This is a genomic window from Vitreoscilla stercoraria DSM 513 (assembly GCF_000382305.1).
GTDB classification, from domain to species: Bacteria; Pseudomonadota; Gammaproteobacteria; order Burkholderiales; family Neisseriaceae; genus Vitreoscilla; species Vitreoscilla stercoraria.
The window spans coordinates 1-24,111 of sequence record NZ_KB908019.1 but is presented as its reverse complement, the minus strand read 5'-3'; the positions used below and the strand labels follow the sequence as shown (position 1 = coordinate 24,111).

The 24,111-nt window shown below is 43.9% G+C and carries 21 protein-coding genes, 1 tRNA gene and 1 rRNA gene; 6 read left to right on the top strand and 17 right to left on the bottom strand.

Features of this window, described 5'->3' with window-relative positions:
* Positions 1-12: 12 nt before the first annotated feature.
* Positions 13-498: a DIP1984 family protein gene (locus H150_RS0101480; RefSeq protein WP_019957270.1), complete on the top strand. Its 486-nt coding sequence runs from the start codon at positions 13-15 to the stop codon at positions 496-498.
* 245 nt (positions 499-743) lie between these two features.
* On the opposite strand, the gene H150_RS0101475 is transcribed toward H150_RS0101480, so the two are convergent.
* From H150_RS0101475 to orn, 3 genes are read right to left on the bottom strand one after another with little or no spacing between them, the layout of a single operon-like run.
* Positions 744-1,220 (bottom strand): CinA family protein, encoded by a 477-nt coding sequence (locus tag H150_RS0101475; protein ID WP_019957269.1) that lies wholly within the window; start codon positions 1,218-1,220, stop codon positions 744-746.
* The gene (gene pgi / locus H150_RS0101470; RefSeq protein WP_211206661.1) at positions 1,186-2,850 is read right to left on the bottom strand and encodes a glucose-6-phosphate isomerase; all 1,665 of its coding nucleotides are present in this window, start codon (positions 2,848-2,850) and stop codon (positions 1,186-1,188) included. Before pgi ends, H150_RS0101475 begins: the two co-directional genes overlap by 35 nt.
* A 27-nt stretch (positions 2,851-2,877) precedes the next feature.
* Entirely contained in the window at positions 2,878-3,450 is a 573-nt protein-coding gene (gene orn / locus H150_RS0101465) for an oligoribonuclease (protein WP_019957267.1), read from the bottom strand.
* 110 nt (positions 3,451-3,560) lie between these two features.
* On the opposite strand from orn, the gene H150_RS0101460 reads away from it, so the two are divergent.
* Positions 3,561-4,811, top strand: a complete 1,251-nt coding sequence (locus tag H150_RS0101460) for a M48 family metallopeptidase (RefSeq protein WP_019957266.1) — start codon at positions 3,561-3,563, stop codon at positions 4,809-4,811.
* Positions 4,811-5,674 carry a ribosome small subunit-dependent GTPase A gene (rsgA, locus tag H150_RS0101455; protein ID WP_019957265.1) on the top strand — a complete coding sequence of 288 codons (864 nt, stop codon included), beginning with the start codon at positions 4,811-4,813 and terminating at the stop codon, positions 5,672-5,674. Before H150_RS0101460 ends, rsgA begins: the two co-directional genes overlap by 1 nt.
* A 68-nt stretch (positions 5,675-5,742) precedes the next feature.
* On the opposite strand, the gene H150_RS0101450 is transcribed toward rsgA, so the two are convergent.
* Genes H150_RS0101450 through H150_RS0101435 form a run of 4 tightly spaced genes read right to left on the bottom strand, consistent with a single transcriptional unit; the run spans position 5,743 to position 7,961 of the window.
* Entirely contained in the window at positions 5,743-6,504 is a 762-nt protein-coding gene (locus H150_RS0101450; protein WP_019957264.1) for a peptidyl-prolyl cis-trans isomerase, read from the bottom strand.
* A 25-nt stretch (positions 6,505-6,529) separates the two neighbouring features.
* Complete coding sequence (locus H150_RS0101445; protein WP_019957263.1) at positions 6,530-7,393, bottom strand: peptidylprolyl isomerase; 864 nt, start codon at positions 7,391-7,393, stop codon at positions 6,530-6,532.
* Entirely contained in the window at positions 7,390-7,677 is a 288-nt protein-coding gene (locus H150_RS0101440; protein WP_019957262.1) for a BolA family protein, read from the bottom strand. The genes H150_RS0101445 and H150_RS0101440 overlap by 4 nt, the downstream gene beginning before the upstream one ends.
* Positions 7,674-7,961, bottom strand: coding sequence for a YciI family protein (locus H150_RS0101435; protein WP_019957261.1), 288 nt, complete (start codon positions 7,959-7,961; stop codon positions 7,674-7,676). The genes H150_RS0101440 and H150_RS0101435 overlap by 4 nt, the downstream gene beginning before the upstream one ends.
* A gap of 565 nt (positions 7,962-8,526) precedes the next feature.
* Between H150_RS0101435 and H150_RS0101425 the strand changes: the two genes are divergently transcribed.
* Positions 8,527-13,428 (top strand): FimV/HubP family polar landmark protein, encoded by a 4,902-nt coding sequence (locus H150_RS0101425; RefSeq protein WP_081619519.1) that lies wholly within the window; start codon positions 8,527-8,529, stop codon positions 13,426-13,428.
* A 68-nt stretch (positions 13,429-13,496) separates the two neighbouring features.
* Here the strand turns inward: H150_RS0101425 and H150_RS0101420 are convergent, their stop codons facing one another.
* The 8 genes from H150_RS0101420 to rplU form a co-directional block, all read right to left on the bottom strand.
* Complete coding sequence (locus tag H150_RS0101420; protein WP_019957259.1) at positions 13,497-14,807, bottom strand: TRZ/ATZ family hydrolase; 1,311 nt, start codon at positions 14,805-14,807, stop codon at positions 13,497-13,499.
* A 12-nt stretch (positions 14,808-14,819) separates the two neighbouring features.
* Positions 14,820-16,496, bottom strand: coding sequence for an ArnT family glycosyltransferase (locus H150_RS0101415; protein ID WP_019957258.1), 1,677 nt, complete (start codon positions 16,494-16,496; stop codon positions 14,820-14,822).
* A gap of 123 nt (positions 16,497-16,619) precedes the next feature.
* On the bottom strand, positions 16,620-16,835 hold the full coding sequence (gene rpmE, locus H150_RS0101410; RefSeq protein ID WP_019957257.1) for a 50S ribosomal protein L31: 216 nt from the start codon (positions 16,833-16,835) through the stop codon (positions 16,620-16,622).
* A 239-nt stretch (positions 16,836-17,074) separates the two neighbouring features.
* Positions 17,075-18,493 (bottom strand): cysteine--tRNA ligase, encoded by a 1,419-nt coding sequence (gene cysS / locus H150_RS0101400; RefSeq protein WP_019957255.1) that lies wholly within the window; start codon positions 18,491-18,493, stop codon positions 17,075-17,077.
* 171 nt (positions 18,494-18,664) lie between these two features.
* Positions 18,665-19,303, bottom strand: coding sequence for a DUF937 domain-containing protein (locus H150_RS0101395; protein WP_019957254.1), 639 nt, complete (start codon positions 19,301-19,303; stop codon positions 18,665-18,667).
* Between the two features lie 18 nt (positions 19,304-19,321).
* Entirely contained in the window at positions 19,322-20,473 is a 1,152-nt protein-coding gene (obgE, locus tag H150_RS0101390; RefSeq protein WP_019957253.1) for a GTPase ObgE, read from the bottom strand.
* 173 nt (positions 20,474-20,646) lie between these two features.
* Positions 20,647-20,913, bottom strand: a complete 267-nt coding sequence (rpmA, locus tag H150_RS0101385; protein ID WP_019957252.1) for a 50S ribosomal protein L27 — start codon at positions 20,911-20,913, stop codon at positions 20,647-20,649.
* Positions 20,914-20,931: 18 nt separating this feature from the next.
* Positions 20,932-21,240 carry a 50S ribosomal protein L21 gene (gene rplU / locus H150_RS0101380; protein ID WP_019957251.1) on the bottom strand — a complete coding sequence of 103 codons (309 nt, stop codon included), beginning with the start codon at positions 21,238-21,240 and terminating at the stop codon, positions 20,932-20,934.
* Between the two features lie 235 nt (positions 21,241-21,475).
* On the opposite strand from rplU, the gene H150_RS0101375 reads away from it, so the two are divergent.
* Together H150_RS0101375 and H150_RS0101370 are read left to right on the top strand one after the other, a co-directional pair.
* Positions 21,476-22,450 (top strand): polyprenyl synthetase family protein, encoded by a 975-nt coding sequence (locus tag H150_RS0101375; protein ID WP_026353379.1) that lies wholly within the window; start codon positions 21,476-21,478, stop codon positions 22,448-22,450.
* Between the two features lie 44 nt (positions 22,451-22,494).
* A tRNA-Arg gene (locus H150_RS0101370) sits at positions 22,495-22,569 on the top strand.
* A gap of 11 nt (positions 22,570-22,580) precedes the next feature.
* Here H150_RS0101370 and H150_RS0101365 read toward each other — a convergent pair.
* Both H150_RS0101365 and rrf read right to left on the bottom strand, forming a co-directional pair.
* The gene (locus H150_RS0101365; protein WP_019957249.1) at positions 22,581-23,444 is read right to left on the bottom strand and encodes an SEL1-like repeat protein; all 864 of its coding nucleotides are present in this window, start codon (positions 23,442-23,444) and stop codon (positions 22,581-22,583) included.
* A gap of 490 nt (positions 23,445-23,934) precedes the next feature.
* Positions 23,935-24,048, bottom strand: a 5S ribosomal RNA gene (rrf, locus tag H150_RS0101360).
* Between the last annotated feature and the right edge of the window lie 63 nt (positions 24,049-24,111).

Here is a 24,111-nt window from a genome sequence, read left to right as displayed (position 1 = left end):
CAGGACGCTTGAATGAAATACGGGGAAATCAATATGAAATTGGCAGAAGCTTTATTAGAGCGCAAAAACTTGCAAACCCAATTGGCATCAATTGGTCAACGCCTGCAAGCGAATGTGTTGGTACAAGAAGGCGATGAACCGAGCGAAAATCCGCAAACTTTGTTACAGGACGCTTTGCGCTTGAACACACAATTGCATCGCTTGATCAAAGCGATTCATCTGACCAACGCTCAGGCGATGAGCACACACAACCGTCCGTTGATGGATGCTTTGAATGAGCGCGATGCGCTGCTGCAACAACATCGTATTTTACAACAAACGATTGATGCGGCCAGCGAAAAACAAAACCGTTACAGCAACCACGAAATTCGTTGGGTCAAAACCGTTTCGGTCGGAGATTTGCAGCAACAAGCCGATGCAGTCGGCATGCGCATTCGCACCAACAATTTGGAAATTCAAGCCTCCAATTGGCACATTGACGTCATTGGCTTGGATTGACTCTGTTAACGGGTGCATTGGGCGAATACAAGACCTCTTTATAGGGTTTGTGAGGTTTCAAACAAGACAAACCTTTTGCCAGAAGCAACACGCCTGCTTCAAAACCGCACTTTTTAGGCGTCGCACTTGGCATCTTTAATCTGTCACTTGGCACTTAAAACTACCGTGTATTGACAATGCATCCACCCATTAAAAAAGCGTCCTGTAACCGTTTACAGGACGCTTTTTAATCACAGTTTTGAAGCTTAATCATCTAATTTAGATGCCAAAAACTGAATCGCAAATTGTACCGCTTGCGCACGCACTTGATCGCGATCGCCATTGAATTGGCGTGATTCTGCCCAAATGCGTTGTTTGCTCGCCAAACCAAACCACACCAAACCCACAGGTTTGTCTTCAGTACCACCATCAGGCCCTGCAATGCCCGTGATCGACAATGAATAATGTGATTTGCAACGAATCAATGCACCCAATGCCATTTCACGCGCCACTTCTTCGCTCACCGCTCCGTAATGACGCAAAGTTTCTTGTTTCACATCCAACAATTGCTTTTTGGCATCGTTGCTGTAAGTGATGAAACCGACATCAAACCAATCCGAACTTCCGGGTAAACGGGTTAAATTTGCCGCTAACAAACCGCCGGTACACGATTCTGCACAAGTGACTTTCACGCCTTGTTTCGACAATTTAGTCGTCAAGGCTTGCAGTTGTTGTTGAAACATAACACTCCTGATAATAATCAATTAAACCAAACGTGGAAGCATCGTGAGGCACACGCACGCCACTGACCAACTCTTGCTCAATGGTTTTGGCCAAAACTTTGCCGTATTCTACACCCCATTGGTCAAAAGAGTTAATGCGCCAAATCACGCCTTGCACAAAAACCTTGTGCTCATACAGGGCAATCAACATGCCTAAAGTATAAGGATTGATGTCTGTCAGCATCAAAGTATTGGTCGGCTGGTTGCCAGAAAAGACTTTTTGCGCTGCCAAATGAATGTCTTGGCCGTTCAGCGCCAATTCTGCTTGTGCCTCTGCCAAAGTCTTGCCACGCATCAACGCCTCCGTTTGTGCCAAAGCATTGGCAACCAAAACCGTATGTTGCTTGCCCACAGGCAAATGGCTGTTCACAGGCACAATAAAATCGCTGGGCACCAACCGTGAACCTTGATGTAACAATTGGAAATAAGCATGTTGGCAATTCACCCCTTGCGAACCCCAAATAATGGGACCGGTAGCATAATTCACTGGCTGATTGTTTTGGGTAACATTTTTGCCATTGCTTTCCATGTCCAATTGCTGCAAATATTCTGTCCACGAACGCATGCCATAATCGTATGGAATCACTGCATGGCTGTGGGCATCGAAGAAATTATTATACCAAATGCCTAATAAAGCCATGATAACAGGCATGTTTTCTCGCCATGGTGCATTTTGAAAATGTGCATCCATCGCCCGACCACCTGCTAAAAACTGCAAAAACGCCTCTCGCCCAATCGCACACATCACGGGCAAACCGATGGTTGACCACACCGAATAACGACCACCGACCCAATCGAACATTTCAAACACTTGCATAGGGTGTATGCCAAAAGCCGCAGTGGCCTGTAAATTGGTCGAAATGGCGGCAAAATGTGCAGCAACCGCATCGTCAGGCCATGCAGTTTGTGCCAATAGCCAAGCTTTGGCCGCTTGTGCATTGAGCAAGGTTTCAGGCGTGGTAAAAGACTTGCTGGCGACCACAAACAAAGTGGTTTCAGGACGCAAATGCTCCAAAACATGGTGCAAATGTGCGCCATCCACATTGGAAACAAAATGCACATTCACATCGCCCGTGGCAAAAGATTTCAGTGCCTCAGTGACCATTTTCGGACCCAAATCCGAGCCACCCACACCCAAATTAACCACATCCACAATGCGCTGCTTAGTATAGCCCAAATGCATACCTTGGCGGATTTTTTCAGCAAAATCCAAAGCCTTATCCAAAGCTTGATACGCTTGCGCCACCACATTGACGCCATCGACTTCCACCACCGCATTGCGTTCTTGGCGCAAAGCTGTGTGCAATACCGCTCTTGCTTCACTGCGATTGATTTTTTCGCCGCCAAACATCGCTTCACGCCAACTTTTCAAATCGGAGGCATCGGCCAAATCACTCAATAATTGCCATGTTTCTTCTGTCACACGGTTTTTACTGTAATCGAGCAGCAAAGGTCCCACTTTTTGATGCATGCGCTCAAAGCGATGGGCATCTTGCTCAAACCAATCGCGCATGTGTTGCAAAGCAATGTATTGTTGATGCTCGGACAAATCTTCTAAAACTTTGGCCATTGTTTTTGATTCTCTAATCATACAGGCTCACCATCATCAACCAACGTCTTACTCACTTGCCTCGGTTTGGCTCAATTTTAAAAAATGTTCGCGATAATAACGCATCTCTGCAATGCTCTCTTCAATGTCGGCCAAAGCCTGATGTGCTCCTTTTTTCACCACACCTTTGGCAATTTCAGGTCGCCAGCGGCGCGCCAATTCTTTTAAAGTAGACACATCCAAATTGCGATAATGGAAATAGGCTTCTAAAGCTGGCATGTAAATTTGCATAAAACGACGGTCTTGGTGTACTGAATTGCCGCACATAGGTGAGGTTTTTTCAGGCACATATTGCTGCATGAACGCCAACAATTGCGCTTCCACTTCCGCTTCATTCATCGTGGATACTTTGACACGCTCGACCAAGCCTGTACGGGTGTGCGTGGCGGTATTCCATTCATCCATCGCATTGAGTAACTCATCGCTTTGATGCACAGTCAAAATCGGAGATTGTGCGATGGTATTCAATTCATTGTCAGTCACAATCATCGCCACTTCAATGATGCGCTCTTTGTTTGGGTCTAAGCCCGTCATTTCCATGTCTAACCAAACCAAGTTGCTTGCATTTGCCATTTTATTCATTCTTTCTAACACAATATATTGCGTCATTGTATTCAAACATTCTTCAAGCCATCCGCCCGCTCAAGGTCAATCATGCGATAATACGACACGATTATTTTTTCACTGATTTTATGCTGACTGGACTGTTTTTGCTGTTTTTTGTATTCAGCACATTATTGCAATTATACCTGTCTATTCGCCAAAGCTTGTCGGTTAGGCGGCATCGGGCTTTTGTGCCTGATGATTTTAACCACCAAATCAGCTTGGATGAGCATCAAAAAGCGGCAGATTATACGCTCGCCAAACAACGTTTACTGCGTTATGAAATTTTGTTTCAGGCCGCTTTATTGTTGATTTGGACGCTAGGCGGAGGCTTAAACTTGATTGCCAGCCTCAGTGCCAAATGGTTTGCATACGCACCAATGACACAAGGCGTGGTGATGTTGGGCTTGTTTGCGCTCACCAATAGTCTTTTGTCTTTGCCTTTTGCACTGTACCGCACTTTTAAATTAGAACAAAGTTTCGGTTTCAACCGCAACACTTTGGGACAATTTCTCAACGATACCCTCAAAACCACAGCAGTCGTCGCACTCATCAGTGTCCCTGTCTTGTATGTGCTAATTTACTTAATGGGCAGCATGGGAACAAATTGGTGGTTATGGGTGTGGATGGTTTGGGTCGGCTTATCCTTGGGCTTATTGTGGGCTTATCCAAAATGGATTGCACCTTTGTTCAATCAATTTACACCCATACCCGAAGGCGACCTGAAACAACGCATAGAAGCCTTGCTCACTCGTACAGGCTTTGCCAGCAATGGCTTGTTTGTCGTGGATGGATCTAAACGCTCAGGTCACAGCAATGCTTACTTTACAGGGTTTGGAAAACAAAAACGCATCGTGTTTTACGATACTTTATTAACCGAATTAAACGACAAAGAAGTCGAAGCCGTTTTGGCGCATGAGTTGGGGCACTTCAAACACGGCCATATCACACAACAAATCAGCATCCAATTTGTGTTGGGATTAGCAGTATTGTGGATTTTAAGCCAATTGTTAAACTTACCTGAGTTTGGTTTTTTCAACCAATTGGGCGTGCATTATCCTAGCCATGCGATGGCTTTATTGCTTTTCATGTTGATTTTACCTGTGTTCACTTTTCCATTTTCACCATTGGCAAGCCTGATGTCGCGCCGCAACGAATACCAAGCCGATCGTTTTGCTGCCCAACACAGCCAAGCTGCCGATTTGATTTCAGCACTCACCAAACTTTATCGCAGCAATGCCAGCACGCTCACGCCTGATGCATGGCACAGCCGTTTTTACGCCAGCCATCCGAATGCCAACGAGCGCATTGCCGCCCTCAAACAAGCAGGAAAACATTGATGCAAACTGCACAAATCATCACCAGTTATGGTCGCCAATACATTGTTCGTGACGAACAAGGCCAAACCTTTCAAGCCACCACACGCAAAAAGCGGGTCGATTATGCTTGCGGCGACCAAGTTAAAATCCAATCTATCAATGCAGAACAAGTGGTCATAGAAGATTTTTTACCGCGCCAAAGCTTGCTTTATCGCCAAGATGCGTTCAAAAGCAAATTGATTGCCGCCAATGTGTCACAATTATTGATTGTGATTGCCGCAGAACCTTCCCCGAATGAAATGTTAGTGCAACGGGCGTTGCTTGCTGCCGAAGCGGGCAACATTCAAGCCCACATCGTCCTGAATAAGTCTGATTTAGAAGGCACTGCCAAATGGCAAGCGGTGTTCCAATATTATGCGGATTTAGGCTATGGTTTTAGCACCTTGAGTGCCTTACAAAGCGTAGACGATTTGCGCCCGATTTTAAAAGGTCACAGCAATATTTTCTTGGGTCAATCTGGTATGGGCAAGTCCACTTTAACCAATGCCATTTTGGGCGAAAACATCGCCCGCACGGGCGACATTTCGACGGCATTGGATTCAGGCAAACACACCACCACCCACGCACAGCTTTATCAATTGGACGAAGACACGCAATTAATCGACTCTCCCGGCTTACAAGCCTTCGGTTTGCACCATTTAGAACGTGCCGATTTGTTGCATTATTTCCCTGATATGCGTCATTTGATAGGAGCCTGTCGCTTTCACAATTGCACCCATCGCAATGAACCCAATTGCGCGGTGAAAAATGCCGTCGAACAAGGCGTGTTACCAGCCAGTCGTGTGGATTTTTTACAAATGATTACGGACGAACTGTCTCACTAAAACTGGTTAGACATGAAAAAAGCGTCCTGTAAACTTTTACAGGACGCTTGTTCCATCTGACTTTCGCCTTATTGCATTTGTGGTACTTCTACGCCATTGGCTTTGAACAAAGTGATTAATTGTTCTTTGACTTTGGCTTCGCGGGTTTCATTGGCCAATTGGTCTTTAATGGCATCAAACGCAGGTGCTTCAGCACTCGCACGCTCATCAGCCACGCGGAACAAATAGAATTTGCCTTCAATTTCCACAGGCTCAGCAGTGATTTGACCTTTGACCAAACCTTGAACGCCAGCTGGGAATTGACCCATTTCAGCCGCTGGCCACCAATTGCCGGCCAAACCTTGTTCTTGAGCTGGCAACAATTTCACCAAATCTGTAAACATCGCGCCTTTTTTCAACAATTCTTGCGCTTGAATCGCAGCTTCACGGTTATCGAATTCTGCAAATTGCAATTTCAATTCGCGCGTCAATTCACGGTATTTGGCATGCAAATCAGCATCACTGATGACCACATTGGCTTTCAAATGCTCCACATATTTGGCCGCATACACTTCCGCTTCCATATTTTGCAACATCGCTTTGACTTCAGGCTGGTTATTCAAACCCAATTTTAAAGCTTCTTGCTTTAAAATTTCTTGCTGTTGCAAATGGCTTTTGATTTGACCTTTCAAATGATCGCGATCGGCAGCAGGCATTTGTTGACCGGGATTCATTTGCTCAAACTGTTTTACCAACGCATCAATACGCACTTCTTCAATTGCAGGCGCTGCTGCAACAGCCACACCTACCATGCACGCCATCAAAATGGCGGCAATACTGGTTTTTTTCATGTTTACTTAACCTTGTGATTCAAAATTACTGTTCAATTTTTGCTTTTTGGAACAATTGACCCGTTGCTGCATTCACACGCTCATTGCGCAATTGATTGACAATATTGGCTTGTACCGTCTCAAAAGCTGGAATATTAGCCGCACGTTTGTCTTCTAATTTAAACACGCCCCAAACATTTTGAGCGTTGACCGGTTGGCTATATTGACCTTTTTTCAAATTTGAAATCACCGCATAAACCGCTGGGGCATTTTGCTGCATGTCTTTCAAATTCACATAATTAGGATTTTCACCACCGCTTTGTTTGGCACGCGGGTCCAAGCTTTTGGCTTTGGCCACATCTGCAAACTTCTGACCTTTTTTCAAGTCAGCCACTACTGCCTTAGCATCGGCTTCTGTGCTTAAGAAAATCTCAGACAATTTAACCTCTTCACTGCCTTGGTATTTCTTCTGAAAATCGGTGTAAAAAGCCTGTACTTCCGCAGCTGCCACTGGATTTTGCTCAATCACATAAATAGCATAAGCTTGATTCAACAAATCACGCTCATATTGAGCAAATTCTTGCTTGAACGTTGGCTGTTTGTCTGCGCCTTGCTCTTTGGCTGCCGCGCGCGCTTGTTTCAGCGCATCTTTATATGCACTTGTTTGGTCTAATTTCAAGCGTTTGGCTTCTTGTACCACCACAGTTTGACCTGCCATGCGCTCTAGCAAACCATTGCGCAATTGTTGGCTGTCTTGAATTTGACCATTGCTCTTTTGAGTAATCAATTGCACTTGTGCATCAATGACAGCGCTGTCAATTTTCTCACCATTGACTGTCACCAATGTTGCTGCATGAACACCACCACTCAATACCGCCATCACAGCAGCAACCATGAATACTTTTTTCATTTAGAATCTTTCTGTTGTAGTTCTTGCCATTGCGCCACGCTCAAAGCACGAATACTCAAAGCATGTATTTGAACAGGGAATAAATCCTGTAACGGTGCATTCACCATGCGTTGACGCTCAATACGGCTCACACCTTCAAATGCTTCACTGACAATCAACAAAGCATAATGTCCACCACCATTGTTACCTGCATGTCCAACATGGTGATGACTTTCATCATCACACACGCATACCAATGGTTTTAACACCTGCAAACGTTGTTCAATCTCAGTCACTAAGCTCATTTTTCTAACGTCACACGAAATGGTTTAATCAACACTTCTGTATAAATGCCATTCAAAGCAAATGGATCTTGGCTCGCCCATTCTTCGGCAGCATCCAAAGTCTCAAACTCAGCCACAATCAAGCTGCCTGAAACACCTTCTTGTTCAGGATAAGGGGTTGGACCTGCCAACAACAAGCGACCATCCGCCTTCATTTGTTCCAAACGAGCCAAATGTGCTGGGCGGTGTTCTTGACGCAACGCTGTACTGTCATCTACATCTGTTGCCAAAATCATGTACAACATGGTTCTATCCTTTGTATAAACTGCTGTAAATCATGTCTGACCATTTTCAGCACACGAGCTTACAAAACCTCGATAGTATCGCAGTTTTGTTGTGAGTTAAAAGTATCAGATGCATCTAATCTGTCCAAAATACACCACAAAACACTTTGCAATGACTGTCTCTACAAAGCAATAAGCGGCCTGAAAGAATATTTAATCACTATCCATTTATCCTTTTAATAACCCATATTGATGACATCAATCATCTATAAGCTTTCTCCCACAAGCCATTCAAATCCATCCTCTTAAGAAACTTGTTACCCATGCCTCACTCCAAAAGCATATAATGTAGGCATAACACTGTGGTATTTTAGGAACAAAAATTCTGTTATACAGTGGCAATCAAGCTGCATTTTTAGCGTAAAGCATGAAGCAATCAGCGTTTCATTGTAGATTGATGTTAAGCTAACATACCAATAATAAATATACGTTAAACTATCACTGATATTTGTAAGGCGTTCACAATGGCTTGTTGCCATTATTGAACGTACTCAAACCGATGTATAGATACGATGACTGAGGGATTATGTCTAAATCGAATATGAATCTAAAACTAGTAGCAGGCTTATTGGTAGCAAGCAGTTCTACAGCAGCCATGGCCTCTATGAACAACTTGAACGTACAGTCTCATTTAGGTGAGCGCTTTAATGGCAGCATTGTCGTGACTGGTCCTACGGCTCAAGAGATTTTAAAATCACCTTCGTCTGTCAAAATATCTGGCGCACCGGTTTCCGCTCGTGTGAGCAAGCAAGGTGATTCGGCAGTCATTCACTTGCGCTCTAAGACACCCATTAATGACCCTGTAATGCGTTTGAGTATTCAGGCAGGCACGCAAAGCCGCCATTACTCAGCCATTATCGATCCTAAAGACAGCGCACATCAATCGGCACAAGTCAACGCCAATAAAGCCATTCCAGCTGTACCAACGACAGCGGCCAACAATGCGCAAGTGACCATGCCACCCAAACCAAACACAACTGAAAGCAATTCAAGCAGCCAAAATACGCCGCAAGCGACCAGTACCAAAGTCGATGAAGCCGCAGTCACAGTAAAAGCTAAAAAACCTGCTGCTGAAATGCCTCGCGTCAACAAACGCACCATTCAAAACAATCGTCAGCACGCTCAGCCAGTTAAAACACCCACCATACGTTCAGCGCGTGTAGCGGCAGCAGAGCAATACAAAGTACAGCCTAACGATAATATTCACGCTATTGCCAGTCGTTTCCAACCACAAGGCTTAAGTACTGCACAAACAGTCAATGCCTTATTGCGTGCCAATCCGCAAGCTTTCCGCAATAAAAATCCAAACTTATTGTATGGTGATGCCACTTTAAATATTCCATCAGCACAAGACATGCACTTATTGGCAACAGGTCGCATGCCTAAAGCAGCCATAGCTTCGAGTACCAATAAAATTGCAGCCACCGCAGCCGTTGCTACCGTAGCAAGCGCAAGCGTTGCTGCTCAAGCAGCCAATGCTTCAGGAGATGATGTTCAAGCCATCAAAAAACAATTGGCTGAATTAGAAACGCAGAAAAAACAATTAGAACAAAAACTAGCACAAGAGTTGGCAGAAGCAGAGGCGGCCAAAAAAGCCGCTATTGAAGCAGAGAAAAAAGCGGCGGCAGAAGCGCAAGCGGCAGCTGACAAAAAAGCGGCTGATACTGCCAATATTGATAAGCAAGCTGCTGCCGATGCCGAGAAAAAAGCCGCAGCAGATATTGCACAAGCTGCATCTGCGCCAATACCGATGCCAGCCTCTGCTCCGCAAGTGGCCGCTTCTGAAGCTACTGCCTCTGCGGTTGTTGCTTCTGCTGTTGCGACTGAGCCTGTCATCAAGCCAAAACCTAAAAAACCATTACCAGAGCCTGAGCCAGAACCTGAGCTTTTAGATTTGATTATGCAATACTTGCCATATTTGGCAGGTGGTTTGATTACTTTATTATTGGTTTTCTTCTTATTAAAAAAACGCCAACAAAAATCCAACAATGACCCAGATGGCGGAGATGACCATCATGATGATGGTGATATCCAATTTGACTTGGATGAGGCGTCCACAGATAAGAAAGACACCCAAGGCAATGATAGTAATAATCTGTCCTCAGCTGAATTAGATGCTTTAAATGCTTTTGACAGCTTTGATGCAGACAGCGATGAAACCTTGCATCAAGCCACAGCGCAACCAACAATCGCCCCTAAAGTCATTGCTGGTTCAACCGTTATTGGCGCAGCCGCAGTGGGTGCCACCTACGCGACCAACTCATTTGACAACGACTTCATGCCAAGCGCAGAAGATTTGGCGCAATTTGCTCATCCAGACGCCACTGTTGCACCTGAATTGGATGACTTTAATTTAGACGATTTAGACCAAGTATTTAAACCTCATCCATCTAGCTCTGCGCCTACAGCGGCCCCAACTCAAACTCATCAAAACGATGATTTAGGTGGTTTTGACCTCAATGAATTAGACAGTTTATTACAACAAAATGGCTTTGGTGATCAAACGCCTGCACCTATTCAAAATTTCACCAATCAACAACACGCTGATACCAACTTAAATTTTGATTTAGACGATGTTTTAAAAAATACAAACAGCTTTGCCCAACCAAGTGCCGCTCTCAATTTTGACAAGAGTACCAACCAAACCAGCCATCACAGCAATGCTTCATTTGACGACTTCAATGATGATTTCAATCTAGATACTTTAAATGATTTAGGCGACTTACCTAAAACGGCGATGGCGCAACCAGCGCCTACGATTAAACCAACGACTGCGCCTGCAGCTGATGAGTTCGATTTGGGTGATTTTGACTTGAGCAGCTTTGAAAGCTTAAACGATACACCTCAAATTGCAGTGGCCCACGCTGCGCCAACAAGCAAACCGACTGCCGCACCTGTCGCGGATGAATTTGATTTGGACAATTTTGATTTAAGCAGTTTCGAAAAATCAAACGATGTCCCTCAAATTACAACAGAACAATCGGCACCAACCACCCGACCAACTGCGGCACCTGTGGCGGATGAATTTGACTTAGGCGATTTTGATTTAAGTAGTTTTGAAAAATCAAACGATGCCCCACAACATACAACAGAACAATCAGCACCAACCACCCGACCGACTGCTGCGCCTGCTGCAGATGAATTTGATTTGGGCGATTTTGATTTAAGTAGTTTTGAAAACTTAAACAACACACCACAAATTGCAGCAGCCCAATCTGCACCGACCAACCAACCAACTTCAGCGCCAGCATTAGATGATTTTGACTTAAGTAATTTTGATGTTAGCAGCTTAGACAGTTTGAGTGAAATCGCTCAAACGGCTGCGCCTATTGCCAAAATACCGTCCTTAAATGATTTAGACTTTGAAGATGATTTCCAAGCCGCGGCTTCTGCCAAACCAAGCTTAAGTAAAACATCTGATATTAATTTTGACAGTACCACAGCTGCCAATGCAGGTTTGACTTTAAGCCAAGAAGACATCAATGACATTAACTTTGATTTCAATTTAGATACCATCGCTACCGAAACACCATCAGCTAAAATACCTGTGGCGGCAGCTGCATTGGCGGTAACAACTGCCGTCGTAGCAGAGGCTGAGCCCGTAGCAAATTTATCATTTGATGAATTAGACCTACCTGAAGAAATCACTGCTACAAACATGCCAAAAGTAGAAGCGGGGTCAGATTCTGCAATAGATGATCACTTTGCACTCAATTTAGATGAATTGTTCAGTGAGTCTGATAATCAGGTCGAAGACCACACATCAAATGATGCCAGTATTGCCAATACAGAAGATGATGATTTTGTCAGCAAATTCAGCAGCATTTCATTGGAGTCAGAACACAATCAATTGGCTTTTGATGATTCGTTTAGCGGTTTAAACTTCGATGATTTGTTAAAAACCGATGATACTTTCGATACGTTACTGGGTGCCGAAGAAACTGAAGCGGCTCCCACAACATCTGATTTTCCTGAATTAGCGACCAAAGTAGAACAAGCTGCTTCGCCTGAATTCTCTGTACATGATTTCAAAGATTTCAGTATTGATACGCCACCGGCTAAATCTGATCGCCCTACCCAAGCATGGGCAGGTACAGGTGACTTTGGTTTGCCAACAGAAGAACATGCTGAACAACCAATTAATGCATTGCCAGAAGCAGAAGATGCTTTTGATTTTGGCAGCCTCAGCCTTGATGATGAAAATGCTATTGCCGATATACCAACCATACAAGCGGCAGACCCTATTTCCGATGCAGCGGCATTGGATTTGGATGCATTATTACAAACAGACGCAAACGATTTGGCTGCACCTGACAACACCATTGAGCTACCTGTTCATGACAGTATTTTGTCTTTAGATGTCGATACATCAGAATCGACATCATTGACCGAGCATGAAGCCAGCGATTTAGACTTTGATTTAAGTTTAGATGGTTTGAATCTGGATGAGTTGAATCCAGCCATAGAGCCGAGCTCTCAGCCTGCACCGACTGCGACCCCAGACATTGTCTCTCATCAGTTTGATTTCCCATCCAACGATGAGATAAACACGCCCAAAGAGACTGTTGCCACACCAGAGCCTGAGATTTCAGAATCCTTGTCTATCGAAGATTTTGATTTGTCATTCAGTGTGCCTGCTAATGCACAAGCGGTATCGAGCATGGGTCTTACTTTAGATAATTTAAACTTGGATGACAATGCCAACGCTAACACCACATCTCAAGATGAATTCAATTTAGATGATTTTGAATTGACTTTAGATGTTGATGCTGTTGATATGATGGATACCACGGCAGCATCTAGCAACACATTCTCTTTGGATGATTTTGCTTTATCATTGGAAACAGAAACCACTGCCGCAACCACCAGTGATACTGACATTGCCTTGGCATTAGAAGAATTAGAATCATTTGATTTGTCTGAGCTTATCAACACTCAAAATAACGCCAATCAACAGGCTTCTGAAGACATTTCATTAGACGATTTTGACTTGTCATTTGATTTGGATATGCCAAGCGATACCAGTTTACAGGATGCTAGCCATATCACAGAGACATTGAATGGTACCAACACTGCAACCTCATCCAGCCTGGATAGTTTGGGCTTAGATTTGGACTTGGATTCTGCTTTTAACAGCGAATTGTTCCAAGAAGCCCCTGATTTGGCATTGATAGAACCAAGTGTGACACCAACCACATCGCCATCCATCCCAGCACCTTTGGCCATGATTGAAACAGCACCACCTATCGTGGACAAAGATGCCTATTTGAACAATATGGAACATACGTATTCAGCCAAATGGGAATTGGCGCAAATGTACTCGGATTTGGGCGAATCTGACGCTGCACGAGAGATTTTGATTGATTTAATTGAAAGCGGCAGTGAAACCTATTCCAAACGTGCACAAAATTTGTTCAATAGTTTATAAAACACGTTGTATCAAAAAACCGCTCTTTTAAAGAGCGGTTTTTGTATTTCAAGCGTCCTGTAATACCATTAGCCTGCGGCAATTTTTTGTTGCCAGTGTTGTGCATTGGCCAATAAGTCAGCTTGATTCAAACGAGTCAATTCACCCTCTGCCACCAAATGCTCGCCATTAATCCAAACATGTGACACTTGCGAACGGTCTGCCGCATACACCAAATGTGAAATCGGATCGAACACAGGCTGAGTCGCCAACGCAGACAAATCCACTGCAATCATATCGGCTTGTTTGCCGGCTTGCAAAGTGCCAACTTTGTCATCCAAATGTAAGGCTTTGGCACCATTAATGGTCGCCATTTTCAACATGTCATATGCTTTGACATCGGTTGGTTTGCGCGTGCTGCCTTTGGCAATCAATGCACCCAAACGCATGTCGGCAAACATATCCAATTTATTGTTAGACGCTGCGCCATCAGTGCCCAATCCCACATTGACACCCGCATCCAACATCGCTTGAATCGGCGCAAAACCAGATGCCAATTTCATATTAGAAGCTGGATTGTGCGCAATGCTGATGCCACGCTTAGCCACCAATGCCATTTCTTCTTCATTGGTATGCACCATGTGTGCCGCAATCAAACGTGGGCTTAACACGCCCAATTCATCCAAACGTTGCAATGGACGCTTGCCATGTTGTTTGACTGAGTCTTCCACTTCAAAAGCAGTTTCATGAATGTGGCAATGAATCAACCAATCGTGTTCTTCTGCCAACGCCACCACACGTTTGAATGTTTCATCTGACACCGTGTAAGGCGCATGCGGTGCCCAAACAAAGTTAATCAACTCTTCATTTTGATAAGCTTGGGCGTCCTGTAAAGATTTGCTGATGTATTCATCGGCATTTTGCGCATAATTGGTTGGAAACTCCAAAATAGAACAACCGACCATCGTACGCATGCCTGTTTTCAAGCCCGCACGAGCGACTGCATCATGGTAAAAATACATGTCGTTAATGGTCGTTGTGCCACCGAGCAACATTTCCGCCATCGCCAACACCGAACCATCATACACAAACTCATCACTGACGTGTTTGCCTTCCGCTGGCCAAATGTGGTTATTCAACCAATCCATCAAATCCAAATCATCGGCAAAACCACGCAGCAAAGTCATCGCGCTGTGACCATGTAAATTCACTAAACCGGGCATCAACACATGATTAGGCAATTGCAATACTTCATCGGCAATCATGTCTTGCGCTTGTTCAGGCGTGACAATGGCATCAATTTGATGGTCTTTTAATACCAAAACCTGATTGCGCAACACCACAGGCTCATCGCTCATAGGAATGATCCAACCTGCATGAATCAAAGTCGTACGGCTCATACTGCTTCCTTTTTAAAATAATGCTTCAAATTGCTGCTTTTGCAGCAATACAAAATGTTCATAGTCTTCGCGTGGGCGGTGACCTCGCCAAACGACTTCCCACTGCTTCAAGTTATTTTGTTGAGTTTGGCTCAAAACCACCAAACGGTATTGGCAATTTTGCTGCTCATCCATCGTGATTTTAACATCACTGTATGCTTCCCAAGCCAACCATGCTATGCGATTTTCTTGGGCATCAATGTACAAACAATCTTGCCCAGACACCAAACGCGCTGCGGTATTCGGATGCAAAGCAGCCTGAAATTGTTCCACAACAGGCCGATAACTTTTAGCCGCATCAATCCATGGTAAGAACAAAGTCATCAGCAAACTCCAACTTAAGGTCATGCCTGCTGCCCAATTGGTCACTGCTTGACGACCTCGCATGTGTTTGCGTGTCACAGCCCAAATCCACAATACTGTGAATAAAAACGCGATAATCATTGGGAAATAGTCAAAGTCAGGCTGATAATATGGGCTAAAATATGCTGCTCGTTCAGCCAGTTTAGTCGGCCAACCGAAATTCATGGCAAAAAAGCCCAACCATAAAAATATGGCGAGCATGCCAAACAACATTACGCCAAACCAATTCAAAAACGCCACTGCACCGCGACGCAAAGAGTCTAATTGTGCCGCACCCAATATCGCCAAAGGCAACAATAAAATCAATGCATTTTCAGTATACGTTTCGCGCATCAACGCCAACCACAATACACCGACCAATAACCAGATACCACAAACTTGCCACACTCGATGTGACACCTTGCTGCGGTTCATAAACGTCCAAACCGCCAAAGGCCATGCAGGAAACACATACCACAATGCTACCGTTGCATAATAGCCAAACTCATGCGCCAAAAAGTTGTATTTCCATCCGCCAAAACCACCAAAAGCATAGCGCTCCCACCACAATTGAAATACTTCAGGGTGACTTTGATACAAAGCATAAGGCCAAATGGTAATCATCGGAATGGCCATCATCGCGGCCATGGCCAAAATGACCATATAGCGGCGGCTGCGCCAACGCGCAAAAACCAACATGCTGATGGCAATCAACATCACCAATAGCAATTCACTCAAGCTGGACGATAAAAATACCAACACCCAGCCCAATGCCAAACCAAATCCTGCCAAAGCAGTGTGGTCATTGGCACGCGTCATGGCGTATAGACTCAAAGCAAAACCCGCAAATGTGATTGCCCATGTATCCATACGATGACCTGCTAGCAACAAGCCGACACAGCCAATCAAAATCAACACCACACTGCGCCCATGGCGGCGACCAAGCAAGTGGCGACCCGCACCACCAGCACAAGCCAAGCCAATCGCCATGAATAAAACGGTGGTTAAACGAATGGCTGTGAATTCACTCAATAGCCACGGGGAAAAAACACTCTGAAACAAGCTGCCTACCCAAACATACAAAGGTGGCTGCTCCACATAAGGCTGTCCTGCCACCACCGGTGCCCAAAACTGTCCTTGATACAATACCGACTGCACTGCCGCATGCAATTCAAATTCATGCGGCTTCCATAAATCGTGATCGATGATGCCTGGCCACAGCCACACAAATGCCAACAACAGCAAAACCCAAGGTTTTTCTGTGGGTTTGCTTTCAGGGCGCTTCTCAGGAGGGATGTATGTCAACATCGCAAATCCACCTCAATATCTCATCCAGTGACCCCATGATACCCATCATTTGCACACTGGACATCAAATGATGGCAATAAAAAAGACAGCCGCAGCTGTCTTCTTTTTGGCATTTCAAACGAATTAACGGTTGAACATATTGCCGAATTTTTGGTTAAAGCGATCAACACGACCAGCCGTGTCAACGATTTTTTGTTTACCAGTGTAGAAAGGATGACATTCAGAGCAAACCTCGATATTGAATGTTTCTTTTTCCATAGTAGATTTGGTCACGAAAGTGCTGCCGCAAGAGCAGATTACTTGGATGTCGTGGTAGTTAGGTTGGATATCAGCTTTCATGTGCTTTCCTTTAAGTTTCGCGGGCATAGGGATTGTGCCTATGCTGCATAAAATGAACACAAGATTATATGTCAATCTTTCCTATTCAATCAAGGATTTTCCATTTAAAGCACGCTTCACAGACAAGCTTTGCGACAATAACGCTGCATTCACATCAAAAAGACCCATCATCAATGGGTCTTTTCAATCGTTTCAATCGACTATATGCAAGAATCTTACAGGACGCTTGCTGATTCACATCATTGACGACGCCAAGTGGTTACACCTGCTGCATCTTCTAAAATAATACCAGCTGCTGTCAATTCGTCACGAATGCGGTCTGATTCCGCCCAGTTTTTCGCTGCACGCGCTGCTTGTCGCTGGGCAATCAATGCATCAATCGCCTCACTGCTCAAACCATCGGTATCATGCAAATCACCTTGTAAAAATGCCACCGCATCACGCTCTAACAAGCCTAAAACATTCGCCAAAGCTTTCAGGACGCCTGCCAATTGCGCATCATTGGTTTTATTGACCTCCGCCGCCAATTCAAACAACACCGCCATCGCCTCAACCGTACCAAAATCATCGTTCATCGCCGCAAAGAAACGTTGCGTGTATTCGTTGCTGTCAGCAGTTATCGCCACATCAGCAGGCGGGGTGTTTTTCAAAGTCGTGTACAAACGCGTCAACGCACCTTTGGCATCATCCAAATGCGCATCTGAATAATTCAATGGGCTGCGATAATGTGCGCGCAAAATAAAGAAGCGCACAATTTCCGCATCGTATTTTTTCAACACTTCGCGAATGGTGAAAAAATTACCCAAAGATTTGGACATTTTTTCATTGTCCACACGAATAAAGCCATTGTGCATCCAATATTTGACATGGCTTTGCGTGTGTTTGCCTGCCAAATCGTCATGGCTGTGATTGCACACACCACTGGCACCGCAGCTTTGGGCAATTTCGTTTTCATGATGCGGAAATTGTAAGTCAGCACCACCACCATGAATGTCAAACGCTTGACCGAACATTTCTTCGCCCATAGCCGAACACTCAATATGCCAACCTGGACGACCATTGCCCCACGGACTTTCCCAAGCAGGCTCGCCCGCTTTGGCCGCTTTCCACAACACGAAATCCAATGGATCACGCTTAAAACCATCGACCTCCACACGCTCACCCGCGCGCAAATCATCCAAGGATTTGCCAGACAATTGACCATATGCCGCAAACTCACGTACCGCATAATACACGTCACCATTGTCCGCAGCATACGCTTTGCCATTGGCAATCAAACGCTCAATCATCGCAATCATTTGCGCCACATATTCAGTGGCTTTAGGTTCTTCGTTGGGTTTTTGCACACCCAAAGCTGCCGCATCTTCATCCATCGCTTGAATGAAACGCGCGGTCAATTCGCCAATACTTTCACCATTTTGCGCAGCACGAGCAATGATTTTGTCATCGATGTCCGTGATGTTGCGCACATAAGTTAACGGATAACCTGATTGGCGCAACCAACGTGCCACCATATCAAACACCACCATCACACGAGCATGACCCAAATGACAATAGTCATACACCGTCATGCCACAAACATACATGCGCACATTATTAGGATCGATGGGGTTAAATGCTTCTTTTTGACGGGTTAAGGTATTGTATACGGTTAACATAATTCACTTATGGTTTCAAAATTCTTAAGGAAAGGCAATTATACGATATTTGCCCCTTACAGGACGCATCTTGCACCTTTTTTATCAATATAAGCGTACTGTAAAATTTTTAAATACATAAAAAAAGCTTTCCACTATACATGGAAAGCTTTTGAATCAAACAATTAAATCTTAACGACGGTTTAAAAAACTGGCACCGAATTTCAACACATCGCCCAAATCCAATTTGCCATCACCATTTTGGTCTAACACACTGGTCAATAAAGAGCCTGCCAAGCCACCTTGTTGCTGTACTTGTGCGCGCTCTTGTCCCAAAACCTGACCCAAACCACCTGCATCCAGATTGCTCGTTTGCACTTTATTGGCCAAGAAAGACATGACAATGGGCGCTAAAATTTGCAACAACTGTCCTGCATTGGCGCCACCTAAGCCCGAAGCTTGACCCAAATTGCTTTGTGCTTGTGCTTGTTGGCCACCAAAAATATGACCCAAAATCGCCGCACCACCTTGAGCGCCAGAACCGCCACCCAAAACAGAACCCAATACATTGCTCAATAAATCGCCACCACCCAAACCTTGAGCTTGTGCCGCAGGCTGAGCATGGTCACGCATCAAAGCGCCCAATAAATCACTGGCACCAGAACCTTGCGTGGCATTGTTACCCAACATACCCAATAACATCGGCACAGCACTGTTCACAGCACTTTGTGCCTGATCTGAATTGACACCCAATTGAGAAGCAATTTGTGAAATAGGGGCACCTTGTAATTGTGTCAATAATTGATTCACCAAAGATGATTGTGCATTCATGCGGCTGACTCCTGTTAATTAAGATTCTGGTTTAAATACTGAGCGATCAGTTTGCGCTTTTTCAACCACTTCTGTTGATACCGCACCTTGACGTGCTTTTTCTTCTAAAGCCAACTCTTTTTGACGCTCAATATAACCATGAATAGCATACACCAAATCTTGTGTACCTTGACGGTTGATGGCTGAGATTTCAAACACACGCGGTGTGTTCACATCAAATTCAAACTGGTCGTTGGGTTTTGGATGATTCCAACCCACTGCATCCAAGAAAGCTTGCACACGTTCAGCACGCTCTTCTTCAGGCAAAACGTCCAATTTGTTCAACACAAACCAACGTGGTTTTTCATACAATGCTTCATCGTATTTGCGCAACTCTTCTGCCAATGCCAAAGCTTCTTTAACAGGATCAACATCTTCGGCAAATGGTGCTAAATCAACCACATGCAATAACAATCCAGTGCGTGACAAATGACGCAAAAAGCGATGACCCAAACCCGCACCTTCAGCCGCACCTTCAATCAAACCTGGAATGTCTGCCATCACAAAGCTGTGATTCTCATCCATGCGCACCACACCCAAATTAGGATGCAAGGTTGTAAATGGATAATCCGCAACTTTCGGACGTGCTGCAGAAACGGCACTGATTAAAGTCGATTTACCTGCATTGGGCATACCGAGCAAACCCACATCTGCCAAAACTTTCAATTCTAAGTTCAACAAACGGCTCTCACCATCCTCGCCAGGCGTACATTGGCGCGGTGCGCGATTGGTTGAAGATTTAAAATGGATATTGCCTAAACCACCTTTACCGCCACGAGCCAAAACAAGGCGCTGACCGTGTTCAGTCAAGTCTGCAACGATTTCATCGGTATCCACGTCTTTAATCAAAGTACCGACAGGCATGTGCAATTCTATGTCATCTGCGCCTTTGCCATAACGGTCGGCACCATGACCTTTTTCACCATTTTTAGCCAAATATTTTTTCACAAAACGGTATTCAACCAAAGTATTGATGTTTTCATCCGCCACAGCAATCACGCTGCCACCTTTACCACCATCACCACCATCAGGACCACCGCGTGGAACGAATTTTTCACGACGGAAGCTAGACGCACCATTGCCACCCTTGCCTGCTACCACTTCAATTTTCGCTTCATCAATAAACTTCATGCTTAACCTCTTGATTCTGAATTATTAATTTTATCATTCTGATTGTGTGTACAAAACCGATTAGGCGGCCTGAAAACACATTAGACCTTTTTCAGGCCGCCTAATCAGTCTTGTGACCAAGTAAAAAATAAAAAAAGCCCTATCAACAGACAGGGCTTTTTCTAAATTACTGCTTATTCGCCAGTGTAAGGCTTAACGTTTACAGTTTTGCGGTTCAACGCACCTTTGGTGGTGAACTCAACATAACCGTCAACTTTAGCGAACAAAGTGTGGTCTTTACCCATGCCTACATTGGTACCAGCGTGGAAACGAGTACCACGTTGACGAACAATGATAGAACCAGCTGGAATCAATTCGCTACCGAAGGCTTTAACGCCCAAGCGTTTAGCTTCTGAATCGCGACCGTTTTTAGAGCTACCGCCTGCTTTTTTGGTTGCCATGTGATTTTACTCCTAAAATTAAGCGATTGCGTCGATACGAATTTCAGTGAAATTCTGACGATGACCTTGACGTTTTTGGTAATGCTTACGACGACGCATTTTGAAAATGCGTACTTTGTCGTGACGACCGTGAGAAACCACAGTAGCAGTTACTTTAGCGCCTGCAACAACAGGGGCACCGATTTGAATGTTTTCACCGTCCGCAACCATCAATACTTCTTCAAGTACGATTTGGCTGTCGAGTTCGGCTGGTATCTGTTCTACTTTTAATTTTTGGCCAACGGTAACTTTGTATTGTTTACCGCCGGTTTTTACGACCGCGTACATACTCAACTCCAATTAAAAAATTGCCAATATGGCAAAAGAGAATCGAAGATTATACGTTGTTTTAAAAAAAACGTCAAAAATAAAACCCAAATCAATCGATTATGTGAATTTTCATAGTGCAGGCCATATCAAAGCTTCTCTATATTGGCTTTTCCACAAAAGCCAAGTGTACACAAACAGCAACAATGTTATAATTGCGATTGTTATTTTGAATCCATCTGTCAAAAGTCAACCTATGCTAGAAACTGTGCCTTACTTCCAACGTCATTTAGAAAATGATTTGTCGCGCGTTGATGTGGTCATCAACCAAGCAGTCATGTCTGAAGTGGCATTGATTTCACAAATTGGTCAATACATCATCAGCGCAGGCGGTAAACGTTTGCGCCCTATCATGACCGTCTTGTCAGGTAAGGTTTTAGGCTACGATGAAGATATGTTGTACTCATTGGCTGCCATGGTAGAGTTCATTCATACCTCAACTTTATTACATGACGATGTGGTCGATGAAAGTGATTTACGCCGAGGTCGTAAAACAGCCAACAATATGTTTGGCAATGCTGCCGCTGTTTTGGTCGGTGACTTTTTATACACGCGCGCCTTCCAATTAATGGTACATACCAAAGACATGCGCATTTTGGAAGTCATGGCTGATGCCACCAACATCATCGCCGAAGGCGAAGTGATGCAATTGATGAACATCGGTAACATCAATATCACCGAAGCTGAATATCTCCAAGTCATTCAATACAAAACTGCCAAACTGTTCGAGGCGGCTGCACAAGTAGGCGCATTGCTTGCCAAAGCCACAGCCGAGCAAGAGCAAGCGTTAAAAGACTATGGTATGTATGTGGGTACTGCTTTTCAAATCATCGATGACATTTTGGATTATTCTGGCGACCCTGAACAAATCGGCAAAAATGTGGGTGATGATTTGGCAGAAGGCAAACCAACATTGCCATTGATTTATTTGATGCAGCAAGGCTCAGAGCAAGCAGCCAAAGATGTGCGCTATGCTTTAGAACATGCCGATCGTGAATATTTCGATGCGATTTATGCGCACGTACAAAATTCAGATGCTTTGGCATATTGCCGTCAAGAAGCTCACAAAGCAGTCAATCAAGCGATTGTTTGTTTACAGGCCTTACCTGATAACGAAGTGCGTACTGCAATGCGTGAATTGGCTGAACAATCGATTGCTCGCTTAAGTTAAAACATATAATCAAAACAAAGCGTCCTGTAACTTACAGGACGCATCTCGCCATAGTTCAACGGATAGAACATATGCCTCCTAAGCGTAAGATACAGGTTCGATTCCTGTTGGCGAGGCCACACATGACTGATTACTTGAATCCATTAAATCGGATTTTATGATTGATGGTTGCAACCGATTTATTAACTTCAATCATGTAATCTAAGTATAAGTCTTCTACACGCAACTTTGCCAAAGTACAACCTAAAGACGCTGCATGTTGATAATAATGCATTGCCTGTTGAATATTAGGTTGCAAAGTTTCATAGCCTGACTGGTGCATTAATCCTAAAACATACAAGGCAGCCAGATCAGATTTGAGCTCTCTTTGTAACAACTCCAACAAACTAAATTCACACACATCAATATAATGCTCAGAGCCACTTTCTAAAGCAACCCAATTATAGTATGCCGCTAAAGTCACAGTCTCACATCGAATCAAAGATTTGAAATAATAAGCTGCAAGCTGGGGGTTCTTTTCAATACCATTAGAACCTGTAGCATAATTCAAAGCTAAAGCAAACAACATATTGATATGATAATCAAATTCCACAGATATTACATTAGTAGATATCTCACTACCCAAATCACCCATGACAAATGCCCGAATATCATCTAGTAACGCATCATCACCATTAGGGTCAGCATTACAAAGCATTTGTGAAAAATTAAATTGAACATGCTTATCAGCATTAATGGTGATCTGACACTGCCGCCAATCACCATATTTTTTTTGAGCTTGTAATAGATACAATAGACTTAAAATCTCTTCTAAAACAGTATCAGTGAATTGAGTATTAACTAATTGAGCATCTTGATATGAATTACCATCATGAACCAAAGCAAAGCAAAGTCCGTAATCATCGTGAAGATGGGCTTGAACTTCAAATGTGTAACTTCCTTTTGGCATTAAAAATACCAACTTTGCGCCAATTTGCTGTTCTAAAGTAACCACGATGACACTCCTCTAATCTATTCTTCCATCTATTTTTTTATAATGTTTCACCTACATAAGATAAAAGCAATTGCAATACCAACTTTAATTTACTTGATACACATCAATTAAATCCATAATAATTAAATTTTTTTCAATACAGAAGCAATATCCATATTCTTATCTAACTTTTACATTATAAACAACAGTTTAAATTTGCCTTATCCTGTTAAATATCCTTGATATTAAGCTGACCCTTCCCCCCTACAAAATAAGAAGAAGGCCTATACTCATAAGAATTAAACAGCCTCGCATCGCGAATGAAATATTAAAAAGAGCCAATTGGTCAAAGTAATATTCAATACTATTTTCAATTATTTGGAAGCATCCATAAACAAGCGTCCTGTAAAGTTTACAGGACGCTTGTTTATATGAATGTGTATTATATTTAAAGCTATCTTTAAGAATGAATAAAGCCCTGATGCGTTTGCATCAGGGCTTTAAATGGGGCGTTTGACGATGACCTACTTTCACATGGGTAATCCACACTATCATCGGCGCTAAGTCGTTTCACGGTCCTGTTCGGGATGGGAAGGCGTGGGACCAACTCGCTATGGTCGTCAAACATAAACTTTAAAATCAGAAAGCCGTCTGTGTTACAGAGCTTTGAAATAGGGCTGTATTATAC